13 protein-coding genes are annotated in these 17,156 nt (G+C 65.4%); 12 read left to right on the forward strand and 1 reads right to left on the reverse strand.

Going from position 1 to position 17,156, the window contains the following annotated elements:
* The first annotated feature begins 1 nt into the window (after window position 1).
* The 11 genes from nuoE (at window position 2) to POF53_RS18965 (ending at window position 14,489) form a co-directional block, all read left to right on the forward strand.
* Entirely contained in the window at window positions 2-499 is a 498-nt protein-coding gene (nuoE, locus tag POF53_RS18915; RefSeq protein ID WP_012313767.1) for an NADH-quinone oxidoreductase subunit NuoE, read from the forward strand.
* A complete protein-coding gene (nuoF, locus tag POF53_RS18920; protein WP_203652033.1) occupies window positions 496-1,863 on the forward strand; it encodes an NADH-quinone oxidoreductase subunit NuoF in 1,368 nt (455 codons plus the stop codon). The genes nuoE and nuoF overlap by 4 nt, the downstream gene beginning before the upstream one ends.
* Window positions 1,864-1,995: 132 nt before the next feature.
* Window positions 1,996-4,710: an NADH-quinone oxidoreductase subunit NuoG gene (gene nuoG / locus POF53_RS18925; RefSeq protein ID WP_254464964.1), complete on the forward strand. Its 2,715-nt coding sequence runs from the start codon at window positions 1,996-1,998 to the stop codon at window positions 4,708-4,710.
* The gene (gene nuoH / locus POF53_RS18930; protein ID WP_050706494.1) at window positions 4,707-5,714 is read left to right on the forward strand and encodes an NADH-quinone oxidoreductase subunit NuoH; all 1,008 of its coding nucleotides are present in this window, start codon (window positions 4,707-4,709) and stop codon (window positions 5,712-5,714) included. Before nuoG ends, nuoH begins: the two co-directional genes overlap by 4 nt.
* An 11-nt stretch (window positions 5,715-5,725) precedes the next feature.
* Window positions 5,726-6,274 (forward strand): NADH-quinone oxidoreductase subunit NuoI, encoded by a 549-nt coding sequence (nuoI, locus tag POF53_RS18935; protein ID WP_003251442.1) that lies wholly within the window; start codon window positions 5,726-5,728, stop codon window positions 6,272-6,274.
* A 10-nt stretch (window positions 6,275-6,284) separates the two neighbouring features.
* Window positions 6,285-6,785, forward strand: coding sequence for an NADH-quinone oxidoreductase subunit J (gene nuoJ / locus POF53_RS18940; RefSeq protein WP_110733459.1), 501 nt, complete (start codon window positions 6,285-6,287; stop codon window positions 6,783-6,785).
* Between the two features lie 3 nt (window positions 6,786-6,788).
* A complete protein-coding gene (gene nuoK / locus POF53_RS18945) occupies window positions 6,789-7,097 on the forward strand; it encodes an NADH-quinone oxidoreductase subunit NuoK (RefSeq protein ID WP_008096201.1) in 309 nt (102 codons plus the stop codon).
* Entirely contained in the window at window positions 7,094-8,947 is a 1,854-nt protein-coding gene (nuoL, locus tag POF53_RS18950) for an NADH-quinone oxidoreductase subunit L (RefSeq protein ID WP_254464963.1), read from the forward strand. The genes nuoK and nuoL overlap by 4 nt, the downstream gene beginning before the upstream one ends.
* Before the next feature lie 40 nt (window positions 8,948-8,987).
* Window positions 8,988-10,520, forward strand: coding sequence for an NADH-quinone oxidoreductase subunit M (gene nuoM, locus POF53_RS18955; protein ID WP_110733457.1), 1,533 nt, complete (start codon window positions 8,988-8,990; stop codon window positions 10,518-10,520).
* Between the two features lie 7 nt (window positions 10,521-10,527).
* Window positions 10,528-11,997, forward strand: a complete 1,470-nt coding sequence (nuoN, locus tag POF53_RS18960; protein WP_102685131.1) for an NADH-quinone oxidoreductase subunit NuoN — start codon at window positions 10,528-10,530, stop codon at window positions 11,995-11,997.
* A gap of 440 nt (window positions 11,998-12,437) precedes the next feature.
* Complete coding sequence (locus POF53_RS18965) at window positions 12,438-14,489, forward strand: TonB-dependent receptor family protein (RefSeq protein ID WP_254464962.1); 2,052 nt, start codon at window positions 12,438-12,440, stop codon at window positions 14,487-14,489.
* Window positions 14,490-14,588: 99 nt separating this feature from the next.
* On the opposite strand, the gene POF53_RS18970 is transcribed toward POF53_RS18965, so the two are convergent.
* Window positions 14,589-15,653, reverse strand: coding sequence for an AI-2E family transporter (locus tag POF53_RS18970; protein ID WP_254464961.1), 1,065 nt, complete (start codon window positions 15,651-15,653; stop codon window positions 14,589-14,591).
* Between the two features lie 123 nt (window positions 15,654-15,776).
* Here POF53_RS18970 and trhP point away from each other — a divergent pair, with 123 nt between their 5' ends.
* Window positions 15,777-17,111, forward strand: coding sequence for a prephenate-dependent tRNA uridine(34) hydroxylase TrhP (gene trhP / locus POF53_RS18975; protein ID WP_254464960.1), 1,335 nt, complete (start codon window positions 15,777-15,779; stop codon window positions 17,109-17,111).
* Window positions 17,112-17,156: the final 45 nt, after the last annotated feature.

Raw genomic sequence — 17,156 nt, forward strand, 5'->3', positions numbered from 1 at the left:
CATGAACAGCACGCTTATCCAAACCGACCGTTTCGCCCTGAGCGAAACCGAGCGCTCGGCCATCGAGCACGAGATGCACCACTACGAGGACCCGCGCGCGGCGTCCATCGAAGCCCTGAAGATCGTCCAGAAGGAACGCGGCTGGGTGCCGGACGGCGCCATCTACGCCATCGGCGAAGTGCTGGGCATCCCCGCCAGCGACGTCGAGGGCGTGGCCACCTTCTACAGCCAGATCTTCCGCCAACCGGTCGGTCGCCACATCATCCGCGTGTGCGACAGCATGGTCTGCTACATCGGCGGCCACGAGTCGGTGGTCAGCCAGATCCAGAGCGAGCTGGGCATCGGTCTCGGCCAGACCACCGCGGACGGGCGTTTCACCCTGCTGCCGGTGTGCTGCCTGGGCAACTGCGACAAAGCCCCGGCGCTGATGATCGACGACGACACCTTTGGCGACGTGCAGCCTGCCGGCGTCTCCAAGCTGCTGGAGGGTTACGTATGACCATCACTTCCTTCGGCCCGGCCAACCGCATCGCGCGTTCGGCCGAAACCCACCCGCTGACCTGGCGCCTGCGCGACGACGGCGAGCCTGTATGGCTGGCCGAGTACCAGGCCAAGAACGGCTATGCCGCCGCCCGCAAGGCGCTGGCCGAGATGTCCCAGGACGATATCGTCCAGTCCGTCAAGGACTCCGGCCTCAAGGGCCGTGGCGGCGCGGGCTTCCCCACCGGCGTGAAGTGGGGCCTGATGCCCAAAGACGAATCCATGAACATCCGCTACCTGCTGTGCAACGCGGATGAAATGGAGCCGAACACCTGGAAGGACCGCATGCTGATGGAGCAACAGCCCCATCTGCTGGTCGAGGGCATGCTGATCAGCGCCCGCGCCCTGAAGGCCTACCGTGGCTACATCTTCCTGCGTGGCGAATACACCACCGCGGCGAAGAACCTCAACCGCGCCATCGACGAAGCCAAGGCCGCAGGCCTGCTGGGCAAGAACATCCTCGGCTCGGGCTTTGATTTCGAGCTGTTCGTGCACACCGGTGCCGGGCGCTACATCTGCGGTGAAGAAACCGCGCTGATCAACTCGCTCGAAGGCCGCCGCGCCAACCCGCGCTCCAAGCCGCCCTTCCCTGCCGCCGTCGGCGTGTGGGGCAAGCCGACCTGCGTGAACAACGTCGAGACCCTGTGCAACGTGCCGGCCATCGTCGCCAACGGCAACGACTGGTACAAGTCGCTGGCCCGCGAAGGCAGCGAAGACCACGGCACCAAGCTGATGGGCTTCTCCGGCAAGGTGAAGAACCCGGGCCTGTGGGAGCTGCCGTTCGGCGTCACCGCCCGCGAGCTGTTCGAAGACTACGCCGGTGGCATGCGCGACGGCTTCAAGCTCAAGTGCTGGCAGCCAGGCGGCGCCGGTACCGGCTTCCTGCTGCCCGAGCACCTCGATGCGCAGATGTACGCCGGTGGCATCGCCAAGGTCGGCACCCGTATGGGTACGGGCCTGGCCATGGCGGTCGACGACAGCGTCAACATGGTCTCGCTGCTGCGCAACATGGAAGAGTTCTTCGCCCGCGAATCCTGCGGCTGGTGCACGCCATGCCGCGACGGCCTGCCATGGAGCGTGAAGATGCTGCGCGCCCTGGAGAAAGGCCAGGGCCGCGCCGAAGACATCGAGACCCTGCTGGGTCTGGTCAACTTCCTCGGCCCAGGCCGCACCTTCTGTGCTCACGCACCGGGTGCCGTCGAGCCATTGGGCAGTGCCATCAAGTATTTCCGCTCGGAGTTCGAGGCCGGCGTCGCCCCAGCCACTGCTGGCAGCGAAGCCCTGCGCCCGAACCTGGCGAAGCCGATCGTGGTCGGCGCATAACAAGATGAACAGCGGATGGTCCGTGCCATCCGCCAGCCCGCCGGCCGGCCCGAACGATTCGTGGCCGGCCGCAGGCTCACCGATTTCCATTAGCCACGCCCGCCCACGCGGGCCAACGAAGAACTTTGAACAATGGCCACTATCCACGTAGACGGCAAAGCGCTCGAAGTCAACGGTGCGGACAACCTGTTACAGGCCTGTCTGTCGCTCGGCCTCGACATCCCCTATTTCTGCTGGCACCCGGCGCTCGGTAGCGTCGGCGCCTGCCGGCAGTGCGCGGTCAAGCAGTACACCGACGAGAACGACACCCGTGGTCGTATCGTCATGTCCTGCATGACCCCTGCCTCCGACGGCACCTGGATCTCCATCGACGATGACGAGTCCAAGGCGTTCCGCGCCAGCGTCGTCGAATGGCTGATGACCAACCACCCGCACGACTGCCCGGTGTGCGAGGAAGGCGGTCACTGCCACCTGCAGGACATGACGGTAATGACCGGCCACAACGAGCGCCGCTACCGTTTCACCAAGCGTACCCACCAGAACCAGGACCTCGGCCCGTTCATCGCCCATGAGATGAACCGCTGCATCGCCTGCTACCGCTGCGTGCGCTACTACAAGGACTACGCCGGCGGCACCGACCTGGGCGTATACGGCGCCCACGACAACGTGTACTTCGGTCGCGTCGAAGACGGCGTGCTGGAAAGCGAGTTCTCCGGCAACCTCACCGAGGTCTGCCCGACCGGTGTGTTCACCGACAAGACCCACTCCGAGCGTTACAACCGCAAGTGGGACATGCAGTTCGCCCCGAGCATCTGCCATGGCTGCTCCAGCGGCTGCAACATCAGCCCCGGCGAGCGCTACGGCGAACTGCGCCGCATCGAGAACCGTTTCAACGGCTCGGTGAACCAGTACTTCCTGTGCGACCGTGGCCGCTTCGGCTATGGCTACGTCAACCGCAAGGACCGTCCGCGCCAGCCGTTCCTCGCCGATGGCAGCAAGCTGGGCCTGGACGCCGCCCTGGACAAGGCCGCCGACCTGCTGCGCGGCCGCACCATCGTCGGTATCGGCTCGCCGCGCGCCAGCCTCGAGAGCAACTATGGCCTGCGTGAGCTGGTCGGCGCCGAGTACTTCTACTCCGGTATGGAAGCTGGCGAACTGGCCCGCGTGCGCCTGGCGCTGAACGTGCTGAACGACAGCCCGCTGCCAGTCCCGACCCTGCGCGACATCGAAGACCACGACGCCGTGTTCGTGCTCGGTGAAGACCTGACCCAGACCGCCGCCCGCGTCGCCCTGGCCGTGCGCCAGGCCACCAAGGGCAAGGCCGAGGCCATGGCCGACGCCATGCGTGTACAGCCTTGGCTGGACGCTGCGGTGAAGAACATCGGCCAGCACGCGCTGTACCCGCTGTTCATCGCATCCTTGGCTGAAACCAAGCTGGACGACGTCGCCGAAGAGTGTGTGCACGCTGCTCCCGCTGACCTGGCCCGCATCGGTTTCGCCGTGGCCCACGCCATCGACCCGAGCGCGCCTGCCGTCGCCGGCCTGGACGACGAAGCCAAGGCCCTGGCCCAGCGCATCGCCGATGCCCTGGTCGCCGCCAACCGCCCGCTGGTGGTCGCCGGCACTTCCCTGGCGGATCCTGCGCTGATCGAAGCCGCCGCCAACATCGCCAAGGCCCTCAAGCTGCGCGAAAAGAACGGTTCGCTGAGCCTGGTCGTGCCTGAAGCCAACAGCCTCGGCATGGCGATGCTGGGCGGCGAGTCCGTCGATGCGGCCCTGGACGCCGTGATCAGCGGCAAGGCCGACGCCATCGTCGTGCTGGAAAACGACCTGTACGCCCGCGTACCGGCCGCCAAGGTCGACGCCGCCCTGGCCGCGGCCAAGGTGGTGATCGTTGCCGACCACTCCAAGACCCCGACCCTCGACCGCGCCCACCTGGTGCTGCCGGCCGCCTCGTTCGCCGAAGGCGACGGCACCCTGGTCAGCCAGGAAGGCCGTGCCCAGCGCTTCTTCCAGGTGTTCGACCCGCAGTACCTGGACAGCAGCATCCAGATCCACGAAGGCTGGCGCTGGATGCACGCCCTGCGTGCCACCCTGCTGAACAAGCCGGTGGACTGGACCCAGCTGGACCACGTCACCAGCGCCTGCGCCGAAGCCGCCCCGCAACTGGCCGGCATCGTCAACGCCGCGCCAAGCGCAGCCTTCCGCATCAAGGGCATGAAGCTGGCCCGCGAGCCGCTGCGCTACTCCGGCCGTACCGCCATGCGCGCCAACATCAGCGTGCACGAGCCGCGTACCCCGCAGGACAAGGACACCGCGTTCGCCTTCTCCATGGAAGGCTACTCGGGCTCGGCCGAACCGCGCCAGCAGGTGCCGTTCGCCTGGTCGCCGGGCTGGAACTCGCCACAGGCCTGGAACAAGTTCCAGGACGAAGTCGGTGGCCACCTGCGCGCCGGTGACCCGGGCGTGCGCCTGATCGAGTCGCAGGGCGACAAGCTCGACTGGTTCACCGCCATTCCGGGCGCGTTCAACCCGGCTCGCGGCACCTGGACCGCCGTACCGTTCTTCCACCTGTTCGGCAGCGAAGAGAGCTCCTCGCGCGCCGCCCCGGTACAAGAGCGTATTCCAGCCGCCTACGTCGGCCTGGCCAAGTCCGAGGCCGACCGCCTGGGTGTCAACGACGGCGCGCTGCTGAGCCTGAACGTGGCCGGTGTTTCGCTGCGCCTGCCGCTGCGTATCAATGAAGAACTGGGCGCTGGCCTGGTTGCGTTGCCCAAAGGCCTGGCCGGCATTCCGCCCGCCATCTTCGGTGCAGCCGTCGAAGGCCTGCAGGAGGCAGCACAATGAGCTGGTTCACCCCCGAAGTGATCGACGTGATCATTCAGGTCGTCAAGGCCATCGTGGTGCTGCTGGCCGTGGTGGTCTGCGGCGCGCTGCTCAGCTTCGTCGAGCGTCGCCTGCTGGGCTGGTGGCAGGACCGCTACGGTCCGAACCGGGTCGGCCCGTTCGGTATGTTCCAGATCGCCGCCGACATGCTGAAGATGTTCTTCAAGGAGGACTGGAACCCGCCCTTCGTCGACAAGATGATCTTCACCCTGGCGCCGGTAGTGGCCATGAGCGCCCTGCTGATCGGCTTCTCGATCATCCCGATCACCCCGGGCTGGGGCGTGGCCGACCTGAACATCGGCCTGCTGTTCTTCTTCGCCATGGCCGGCTTGTCGGTCTACGCCGTGCTATTCGCCGGCTGGTCGTCGAACAACAAGTACGCCCTGCTGGGCAGCCTGCGGGCCTCGGCGCAGACCGTGTCGTACGAAGTGTTCCTGGGCTTGGCGCTGATGGGCGTGGTGGTGCAGGTGGGTTCGTTCAACATGCGCGACATCGTTGAATACCAGGCCAACAACCTGTGGTTCATCATTCCGCAGTTCTTCGGCTTCTGCACCTTCTTCATCGCTGGCGTCGCCGTGACTCACCGTCACCCGTTCGACCAGCCGGAAGCGGAACAGGAACTGGCCGACGGCTACCACATCGAATATGCCGGCATGAAATGGGGCATGTTCTTCGTCGGTGAATACATCGGCATCATCCTGATCTCGGCGCTGCTGGTAACCCTGTTCTTCGGTGGCTGGCACGGTCCGTTCGGCATCCTGCCGCAAGTACCGTTCCTGTGGTTCGCCCTGAAGACCGCGTTCTTCATCATGCTGTTCATCCTGCTGCGCGCCTCGATCCCGCGCCCACGCTATGACCAGGTGATGGACTTCAGCTGGAAGTTCTGCCTGCCGCTGACCCTGATCAATTTGCTGGTGACCGCTGCGATCGTGCTCTACAACACGCCAGCCGTCGCGGCCCAGTGAGGATTTGACCCATGTTCAAGTATATCGGCGACATCGTTAAGGGCACCGGCACACAGCTGCGCAGCCTGGCCATGGTGTTCTCCCACGGGTTCCGCAAGCGCGACACCCTGCAGTACCCCGAAGAACCCGTGTACCTGCCGCCGCGCTACCGCGGCCGCATCGTCCTCACCCGCGACCCCGATGGCGAGGAGCGCTGCGTGGCGTGCAACCTCTGCGCGGTGGCCTGCCCGGTCGGCTGCATCTCGCTGCAGAAGGCCGAGACCGAGGACGGCCGTTGGTACCCCGAGTTCTTCCGCATCAACTTCTCGCGCTGCATCTTCTGCGGCCTGTGCGAAGAGGCGTGCCCGACCACCGCGATCCAGCTCACTCCGGATTTCGAAATGGCCGAGTTCAAGCGTCAGGACCTGGTGTACGAGAAAGAAGATCTGCTGATCTCCGGCCCCGGCAAGAACCCTGACTACAACTTCTACCGTGTTGCCGGCATGGCGATCGCTGGCAAGCCGAAAGGCTCTGCGCAGAACGAAGCCGAGCCGATCAACGTGAAGAGCTTGCTCCCATAAGGACAGAAAGATGGAATTCGCTTTCTACTTCGCATCCGGTGTCGCCGTTGTCTCCACGCTCCGCGTGGTGACCGGCACCAACCCGGTGCACGCCCTGCTCTACCTGATCATCTCGCTGATTTCCGTGGCGATGATCTTCTTCTCCCTCGGTGCGCCGTTCGCCGGCGCCCTGGAAGTGATTGCCTACGCCGGCGCCATCATGGTGCTGTTCGTGTTCGTGGTGATGATGCTCAACCTCGGGCCGGCTTCGGTTGCCCAGGAGCGCGGCTGGCTCAAGCCCGGCATCTGGGCGGGGCCGGTGATCCTCGCCGCCCTGCTGCTGCTGGAGCTGCTGTACGTGCTGTTCGTCACCCCGTCGGGCGCCGCCATCAGCGGTACCACCGTCAGCGCCAAGGACGTCGGCATCAGCCTGTTCGGGCCGTACCTGCTGGTGGTCGAACTGGCCTCGATGCTGCTGCTCGCGGCAGCCGTCACCGCCTTCCACCTGGGCCGCAACGAGGCGAAGGAGTAAATCATGGGTGCTATCCCTCTCGAGCATGGTCTGGCGGTCGCCGGCATCCTGTTCTGCTTAGGTCTGGTTGGCCTGATGGTCCGCCGCAACATCCTCTTCGTGCTCATGAGCCTGGAAGTCATGATGAACGCCTCTGCCCTGGCGTTCATCGTCGCCGGTGCCCGTTGGGTCCAGCCCGACGGCCAGGTGATGTTCATCCTGGTGATCAGCCTGGCAGCCGCCGAGGCCAGCATTGGCCTGGCGATCCTGCTGCAGCTGTATCGCCGCTTCCACACTCTCGACATCGATGCTGCCAGTGAGATGCGCGGATGAACCTTATCTTCCTGACGTTCGTATTCCCCCTGATCGGCTTCCTGCTGCTGTCGTTCTCGCGCGGCCGCTGGTCCGAGAACCTGTCGGCGCTGGTCGGTGTCGGCTCGGTCGGTCTGTCGGCGGCCACCGCCGCCTACGTGATCTGGCAGTTCAACGTCGCCCCGCCTGAGGGCGGTGCTTACAGCCAGCTGCTGTGGCAGTGGATGTCGGTGGACGGCTTCGCGCCGAACTTCACCCTGTACGTGGACGGCCTGTCGGTCACCATGCTGGGCGTGGTCACCGGCGTCGGCTTCCTGATCCACCTGTTCGCCTCCTGGTACATGCGTGGCGAAGCCGGTTACTCGCGCTTCTTCTCGTACACCAACCTGTTCATCGCCAGCATGCTGTTCCTGGTGCTGGGCGACAACCTGCTGTTCATCTACTTCGGCTGGGAAGGCGTGGGCCTGTGCTCGTACCTGTTGATCGGTTTCTACTACAGCAACCGCAACAACGGTAACGCGGCACTCAAGGCGTTCATCGTCACCCGCATCGGCGACGTGTTCATGGCCATCGGCCTGTTCATCCTGTTCGTCCAGCTGGGTACCCTGAACGTGCAGGAACTGCTGGTGCTGGCACCGCAGAAGTTCCAGGCCGGTGACACCTGGATGGTCCTGGCGACCCTGATGCTGCTGGGTGGCGCGGTCGGTAAATCGGCCCAGCTGCCGCTGCAGACCTGGCTGGCCGACGCGATGGCGGGCCCGACCCCGGTTTCGGCGCTGATCCACGCGGCCACCATGGTGACCGCGGGCGTGTACCTGATCGCCCGTACCAACGGCCTGTTCCTGCTGGCGCCGGACGTCCTGCACCTGGTCGGCGTGGTCGGTGGCGTGACCCTGGTCCTGGCCGGCTTCGCCGCCCTGGTACAGACCGACATCAAGCGTATCCTCGCCTACTCGACCATGAGCCAGATCGGCTACATGTTCCTGGCCCTGGGCGTCGGCGCCTGGGACGCGGCGATCTTCCACCTGATGACCCACGCCTTCTTCAAGGCCCTGCTGTTCCTTGCCTCCGGTGCGGTGATCGTCGCCTGCCACCACGAGCAGAACATCTTCAAGATGGGCGGCCTGTGGAAGAAACTGCCGCTGGCCTACGCCAGCTTCGTGGTCGGTGGCGCCGCCCTGGCCGCCCTGCCGATCCTGACCGTGGGCTTCTACTCCAAGGACGAGATCCTCTGGGAAGCCTTCGCCAGCGGCAACACCGGCCTGCTGTACGCCGGCCTGGTGGGCGCGTTCATGACCTCGCTGTACACCTTCCGCCTGATCTTCATCGCCTTCCACGGCGAAGCCAAGACCGAAGCCCACGCCGGCCACGGCATCAGCCACTGGATGCCGCTGGGCGTGCTGATCGTGCTGTCGACCTTCATCGGCGCCTGGATCCACCCACCGCTGGCAGGCGTGCTGCCTGAAAGCGCCGGCCACGCCGGTGGCGAAGCCAAGCACTCGCTGGAGATCGCCTCGGGCGCCATCGCCATCGCCGGTATCCTGCTGTCGGCCCTGCTGTTCCTGGGCAAGCGCCGCTTCGTCACTGCGGTCGCCAACAGCGGTATCGGTCGCGTCCTGTCGGCCTGGTGGTTCGCCGCCTGGGGCTTCGACTGGATCTACGACAAGCTCTTCGTCAAACCTTACCTGCTGATCAGCCACATCCTGCGCAAGGACCCGGTTGACCGCAGCATCGGCCTCATCCCTCGCCTGGCTCGCGGCGGTCACGTCGCCATGAGCAAGACCGAGACCGGCCAGCTGCGCTGGTACACCGCCTCGATCGCCGTCGGCGCCGTGCTGGTGCTCGGTGCCGTGGTAGTGGCCGCGGTATGACTATGAATCTTGCGACTTTGCCAAAGGAAACCAACCCGTCATGATTTTGCCTTGGCTGATCCTGATCCCCTTCATCGGCGGCTTCCTGTGCTGGCTGGGTGAGCGCTTCGGCTCCACCCTGCCGCGCTGGATCGCGCTGCTGACCATGTCCCTGCTGCTTGGCATCGGCCTGTGGCTGTGGGCGAACGGCAACTACACCCTGGCTCCGGCCCCTGGCGCGGAGCCCGCCTGGGCCCTCGAGTACAAAGTCGAGTGGATCAAGCGCTTCGGCATCAGCATCCACCTGGCCCTCGACGGCCTGTCGCTGCTGATGATCCTGCTCACCGGCCTGCTCGGTGTGCTGTCGGTGCTGTGCTCGTGGAAAGAGATCCAGCGCCACGTCGGCTTCTTCCACCTCAACCTGATGTGGATCCTCGGCGGCGTGGTCGGTGTGTTCCTGGCCCTGGACCTGTTCCTGTTCTTCTTCTTCTGGGAAATGATGCTGGTGCCGATGTACTTCCTCATCGCGCTCTGGGGTCACAGCTCCTCCGACGGCAAGAAGACCCGGATCTACGCGGCGACCAAGTTCTTCATCTTCACCCAGGCCAGCGGCCTGATCATGCTGGTGGCGATCCTCGGCCTGGTGCTGGTCAACTACAACAGCACCGGCGTGATCACCTTCAACTACAGCGACCTGCTCAAGGCCGAGCTGCCAGCCGGCGTCGAGTACATCCTGATGCTGGGCTTCTTCATCGCCTTCGCGGTGAAGCTGCCGGTGGTGCCGTTCCACTCCTGGCTGCCTGACGCTCACGCCCAGGCACCGACCGCAGGTTCCGTGGACCTCGCGGGCATCCTGCTGAAGACCGCGGCCTACGGCCTGCTGCGCTTCGCCCTGCCGCTGTTCCCGAACGCCTCGGCCGAGTTCGCGCCGATCGCCATGACCCTGGGCCTGATCGGTATCTTCTACGGTGCCTTCCTGGCCTTCGCGCAAACCGACATCAAGCGCCTGGTGGCCTTCTCCAGCGTCTCGCACATGGGCTTCGTGCTGATCGGCATCTACTCCGGCAGCCAGCAGGCCCTGCAGGGCGCGGTGATCCAGATGCTGGCCCACGGCCTGTCGGCCGCCGCGCTGTTCATCCTGGCCGGCCAGCTGTACGAGCGCCTGCACACCCGTGACATGCGCGAGATGGGTGGCCTGTGGCACCGCATCGCGTATCTTCCGGCCATCAGCCTGTTCTTCGCCGCCGCGTCGCTGGGCCTGCCGGGCACCGGCAACTTCGTCGGCGAGTTCCTGATCCTGATCGGCAGCTTCGCCCACGTCCCATGGATCACCGTGATCGCCACCACCGGCCTGGTCTTCGGTTCGGTGTACTCGCTGATCATGATCCACCGCGCCTACTTCGGTCCGGCCAAGGCCGACACCGTGCTGGCCGGCATGGACGGTCGCGAGCTGATCATGGTGCTGGGCCTGGCGGGCCTGCTGATCCTGCTGGGCGTGTATCCGCAGCCGTTCCTGGACACCTCTGCCGCCACCATGAGCGGTGTGCAGCAGTGGCTCGGTTCCGCTTTCACTCAACTCGCTTCGGCCCGGTAAGAGCGCTATGGAATTCACCACTCAACACTTCATCGCATTGGCGCCGATGCTGATCACCACCATCACCACGGTGGTGGTGATGCTGGCGATCGCCTGGAAACGCAACCACTCGCAGACCTTCCTGCTGTCCACCGTGGGCCTGAACCTGGCCCTGCTGTCGATCCTGCCGGCACTTAAAGTCGCGCCGCTGGCGGTCACGTCGCTTGTGACCATCGACAAGTTCGCCTGCCTGTACATGGCGATCATCCTGGTGGCCACCCTGGCCTGCGTCACCCTTGCCCACGCCTATCTGGGCGAGGGTTCCAAGGGCTTCCCGGGCAACCGTGAAGAGCTGTACCTGCTGCTGCTGATGTCGGCACTGGGTGGCCTGGTGCTGGTCAGCGCCAACCACCTGGCGGGCCTGTTCATCGGCCTGGAGCTGCTGTCGGTGCCGGTCTACGGCCTGGTGGCGTACGCCTTCTTCAACAAGCGCTCGCTGGAAGCCGGCATCAAGTACATGGTGCTGTCGGCCGCCGGTTCCGCCTTCCTGCTGTTCGGCATGGCGCTGCTGTACGCCGATGCCGGCGCGCTGACCTTCGACCAGCTGGGCAAGGCCCTGGCCGCCACCAGCATGCCGAGCCTGCTGGCGCAGTTGGGCCTGGGCATGATGCTGGTGGGCCTGGCCTTCAAGCTGTCGCTGGTGCCGTTCCACCTGTGGACCCCGGACGTGTACGAAGGCGCCCCGGCGCCGGTCGCCGCGTTCCTGGCCACCGCCAGCAAGGTCGCGGTGTTTGCCGTCGTGGTACGCCTGTTCATGCTCTCCCCCGCCGCCAGCAGCGGCGTGCTGAGCACCGTGCTGGCGGTGATCGCGGTCGCCTCGATCATCATCGGCAACCTGCTGGCGCTGACCCAGAGCAACCTCAAGCGTCTGCTCGGTTACTCGTCCATCGCCCACTTCGGCTACCTGGTCATCGCCCTGGTCGCCAGCAAGGGCCTGGCCCTGGAAGCCATGGGCGTGTACCTGGTCACCTACGTGATCACCAGCCTCGGCGCCTTCGGCGTGATCACCCTGATGTCCTCGCCGTACGCCGGCCGTGACGCCGACGCCCTGTACGAGTACCGCGGCCTGTTCTGGCGCCGTCCGTACCTGACCGCCGTGCTGACCGTGATGATGCTCTCGCTGGCCGGTATCCCGTTGACCGCGGGCTTCATCGGCAAGTTCTACATCATCGCCACCGGCGTCGAGTCGCACCTGTGGTGGCTGGTCGGCGCCCTGGTGATCGGCAGCGCCATCGGCGTGTACTACTACCTGCGCGTCATGGTCACCCTGTACCTGGTCGAGCCGAACCTGCGTCGCCACGACGCCCCGCTGAAGTGGGAACAGCGCACCGGCGGCGTGATGCTGCTGGCCATTGCCATCCTCGCCTTCGTGCTGGGCGTGTACCCGCAGCCGTTGCTGGAGATGGTGCAGCAGGCGGGTCTGCAACTGATCGGTTGATCGGCTGCACGATGTGAAAGTAACCCCGCCTCGGCGGGGTTTCTTTTTGCCTGAAGGAAATCACTGGCTTCTTCGCGGGTAAATCGCAGCGGCGCACCGACGCTCCCACAGGATCACCACCATTTCCAACGGTCAGCGCTTTACCTGTGGGAGCAACTGTCTTGCTCAATTTTTAGAATCTGGCGCGATCCCTGTGGGAGCGGGTTTACCCGCGAAGCAGGCGACGCGGTGCCTGGCACCGGCTGCGCCGGTGTTCGCGGCTGAAGCCGCTCCCACAGCGACCGCGCGGCCCTCAAGCCACGCGCTATGCCTGTGGGAGCGGCGGTGCGCCGCTGCGATTTACCCGCGAAGAAGCCACTGCGGTATTACAGATCGACCACTGTGCTTCGTCTGCCCTTTGCAGCGTCAGACTCCCGCACTCGATCTGGAACCCCGCCCCCATGCGCCCCACCCTCCCCTACTCCCTGCTGGCCCTGTTCGTCGCTGGCACCGCCCAGGCCGCCAATCGCGTCGAACTCGACCAGGTGCTGATCCAGGACCGGCAGCAATCCGAACTGGAAGCCGCCGCCGAGCACCTGCGCGAGATCCCCGGTGCCAGCAACCTGGTGGACATGGACAAGGTCGGCCAGGGCCGGGTGGCCAGCAACCAGGACGTACTGGCCTACCAGCCTGGCGTATTCGCCCAGTCGGCGGGCAACGATGGCATCAAGCTGTCGATCCGTGGTTCGGGCATCAACCGCGCGCCGGGCGCCCACGGCTCGGGCGTGTACACAATGTTCGACGGCCTGCCGCTGACCGGCCCGGGCGGCACGCCCTATGAACTGTTAGAACCGCTGTGGTTGAGCCGCGCCGAAGTGCTGCGCGGCGCCAACGGCTTCGACCAGGGCTCGCTGGCCCTGGGCGGCGCGATCAACTACGTGACCCACACCGGCTACGATGCCGCGCCCTTGCAGGTGCGCTACGAAGTCGGCAGCCGTGGCTACCAGCGCCGGCACATCAGCTCCGGGCAGGTGCTGGGCAACCTCGACTACTACGTGGCCCTGACCGATGCCGAGTACGACGGCTACCAGGATCACAGCAGCGGCAGCGCCAAGGGCATCGCCGCCAACATCGGCTACCGCTTCAACCCAAACCTGGAGACGCGCTTCTACCTGCGCTACCGGGAAACCGAGAACGACCTGGCCGGGCGCCTGACCAAGGACCAGATCAAGCACCATCCCCGTGCCGCCAATCCGGCGTACCTGGCCCGCGACGACAGCCGCCCGCAACCGGGCAGCACCTGGGTGGGCAACAAGACCACCTTCTTCCTGGATGACGATTCACGCCTGGAGGCGGGGCTGGTCTATCACGACTACCCCATGGACCTGCGCGAAGGCCCGATGCGCCTTAAGGTCGCCTACACCGATGTCAGCGGCACGCTGAACTACTTGCGTCGCGACACCCTGTCCGGCCATGAGAGCAAGACCACCCTCGGTTGGCGTACCACCAAGCACCTGCCCAACAGCGGCGCCTCGCAGTTCGCTCGCCCCGGCGGCGACAACTTCGGCGCCCGCAGCCGCGATTTCAGCTACCAGGGTTCGGATACCGTGCTGCATGCGGGCAACGACCTGGAGCTGATCCCGAACCTGTGGCTGAGCACGGGCCTGGCGATGATCTATACCCGCCGCGAAAGCGACGTCACCTACCCGACCAGTGGCGGCAAGGTCAGCCAGCATGACTGGGACTACGCCCCACGCCTGGGCCTGCGTTACGACATCCGCCCTGACCTGCAGGTCTACGGCAACCTCAGTCGCTCGGTGGAGCCGCCGCACCCGTGGTCGCTGGTCTGGAGTGCGCCGGTCGCCAACCAGCCCATGAAGATGCAGAACCAGACCGCCACCACCCTCGAGCTGGGTGCCCGCGGCGACTCGGCACTGGGGCATTGGGACCTGGCCTGGTACTACGCCCAGGTACGCCACGAACTGTTGAACGTGGAAGTCGTGCAGGGTCTGCCGTTCAAGGAGTTCAATGCCAGCCCCACCGTGCACCAGGGCATCGAGGCCGGCCTGGACAGCCTGCTCTGGGAGCAACCCGGCACCGGCAAGCTCAGCCTGCGCCAGGCCTACACCTTCAGCGACTTCCACTACCGTGACGACGACAAGTTCGGCGACAACCGCCTGCCTGGCATCCCCATGCACTACTACCAGGCCGAACTGCGCTACGACTGGCCGAGCGGTTTCTACGCCGGGGTGAACACGCAGATGGCCTCCAAGGTGCAGGTGGACTACGCCAACAGCTACCACGCCGATGCCTACGCCCTGCTCGGCGCGCGCCTGGGCTGGGATTCGCCGAAACGGGACTGGCAGACCTGGCTCGACCTGCGCAACCTGACCAACAAGCGGTATGCGGCGACGGTGACACCGGGGTACAACGATGCCGGGCAGGACATCGCCCGCTCGACGCCGGGGGAAGGGTTCGGGGTGTATGCGGGGGTTTCCTACAGTTTCCGATAAATAGCTTGGGGCTACGATGCAGCCCATTCGCGGGTAAACCCGCTCCCACAGGTTTCGTGCAGTGCCCTGTGGGAGCAGGTTTACCCGCGAATGGCCCTTTCAGGATGGCAGTTGCACCTGCGGCTTGGTCGAGGCAAAGATCGCCCAGCTGGAAATGAACAACGCCGCGATCAACGGCCCGATCACGAAGCCATTGAGCCCGAACACCGCCAACCCGCCCAAGGTCGACACCAGCACCAGGTAATCCGGCATCCGCGTATCCTTGCCCACCAGGATCGGCCGTAGCAGGTTGTCCACCAACCCGATCACCAGCACGCCGAACGCCGTCAGCACGATCCCCTGCCAGATCGCCCCGGTCAGCAGGAAATACAGTGCCACCGGTCCCCAGACGATCCCCGCGCCCACCGCCGGCAATAGCGACAGGAACGCCATCAGCACCGCCCACACCAGCACGCTGGGAATGCCCAGCACCCAGAAGATCAGCCCACCCAGCGCCCCCTGGGTGATCGCCACCAGCAGGTTGCCCTTGACCGTGGCCCGCACCACGCGCTTGAACTTCAACTGCAGGCGGCGCTTCTGCTGCTCGGGCAGCGGCACCGCCTGGCGCACCTTGCGCGCCACCTCCGCGCCCTCGCGCAGGAAGAAGAACAGCAGGTAGAGCATGATGCCGAAGCTCACCAGGAACTCGAAGGTACCCTGGCCGAAGCTGAACGCCTGGCCGGCGAGGAACTGGCTGCCCTGGGTGGCCCACTTGGTGATCTTGTCGCGCAGGCCATCGAGGTTGCCCATGCCCATGCGGTCGAGGAAATGCTGGGCATAGACAGGCAGCATATCCTTGCCACGCTCGATATAGCCGGCAATGTCCAGCTGGCCGCTTTCGATGCGTTGGTACAGCGCCGCGCCCTCCTGCACCAGCAAGGCACTGATGATGATCACCGGCAGCACGGCGACCAGCAGGCAGGTGGCCAGCGCCGTCGCCGTGGCCAGGTTGCGCCGCCCGCCCAGGCGCAGCAGCAGATGGCGTTGCAACGGAGAGAATAGAATGCCGAGGATCACCGCCCAGAAGATCGCGCCGGAATACGGCAGCAGGATCCAGATGAAGGCGATGGTCACCAGTGCCAGCAGCACGGTCAGGGCTTTGTTCTGCAATACACTTTCGTTCATGGGCATTCCTCGGGGGCTCAACTGTTTAGTGCTCCGCGCATCGGCAAAAGTGCCGTTGATCCAGATCAATACCTGCACAGTGCAGCCGTCTTAGCATCCGCGCCTTTTGCCCCGGTGCGCACCATGAACTCTCCCGCCAAGCCCGAACTGCTCGCCCCCGCCGGCACCCTCAAGACCATGCGCTACGCCTTCGCCTACGGCGCCGACGCGGTCTATGCCGGCCAACCGCGCTATAGCCTGCGGGTGCGCAACAACGAGTTCGACCACGCCAACCTGGCCCTGGGCATCCAGGAGGCGCAGGCCCAGGGCAAGCGCTTCTACGTGGTGGTCAACATCGCCCCGCACAACGCCAAGCTCAAGACCTTCCTCAAGGACCTGGCGCCGGTGATCGAGATGGGCCCGGATGCGCTGATCATGTCCGACCCGGGGCTGATCATGCTGGTGCGCCAGCACTTCCCGCAGATGCCGATCCACCTGTCGGTCCAGGCCAACACGGTGAACTGGGCCAGCGTGCAGTTCTGGCAAGGCATGGGGCTGACCCGGGTGATCCTGTCACGGGAGCTGTCGCTGGAAGAGATCGAGGAAATCCGCCACCAGGTGCCGGAAATGGAGCTGGAAGTCTTCGTGCATGGTGCGTTGTGCATGGCGTATTCAGGGCGCTGCCTGCTGTCGGGCTACATGAACAAGCGCGACGCCAACCAGGGCACCTGCACCAATGCCTGCCGCTGGAAGTACCAGGCCACCCCGGCCAGCGAAAACGCCACGGGCGACATCGTTCGTGAATGCGAGCCGACCCTGGGCCTCGGCGCACCGACCGAACAGGTGTTCCTGCTCCAGGAGTCCAACCGCCCCGGCGAAGAGATGCCCGCCTTCGAGGACGAGCACGGCACCTACATCATGAACGCCAAGGACCTGCGCGCGATCCAGCACGTCGAGCGCCTGGCCCGGATGGGCGTGCACTCGCTGAAGATCGAAGGCCGCACCAAGTCGCACTTCTACTGTGCCCGCGCCGTGCAGTCCTACCGCCAGGCCATCGACGACGCCGTGGCCGGACGGCCGTTCGACCGCAGCCTGATGAGCAACCTCGAGTCCCTCGCCCAGCGCGGCTACACCGAAGGTTTCCTGCGCCGCCACGTGCACGACGAGTACCAGAACTACCAGCGCGGCAACTCGGTGTCCGAGCGCCAGCAGTTCGTCGGCGAACTGACCGGTGTGCGCGTGGACGGCCTGGCCGAAGTGAAGGTAAAGAACCGCTTCGCGGTGGGCGATCACCTGGAGCTGATGACCCCGCGCGGCAACTACCACTTCGACCTGCACCGCCTGTGCGACCGCCAGCAGCAGGCCATCGGGGTGGCGCCGGGCGACGGCCATGTGGTGTACCTGCCGATTCCCGAGCAGGTGTCGCTGGAGTTCGGCCTGCTGATGCGCGACCTGGAGAGTGGCGAGGCCGTTGCCTGACAAATCTGTAATCCGCGCCTCAGGTGGCTGACAGGCGCTGGCGAC

The organism is Mitsuaria sp. RG, assembly GCF_028369275.1.
In the GTDB taxonomy this organism is placed as follows: Bacteria; Pseudomonadota; Gammaproteobacteria; order Pseudomonadales; family Pseudomonadaceae; genus Aquipseudomonas; species Aquipseudomonas peradeniyensis.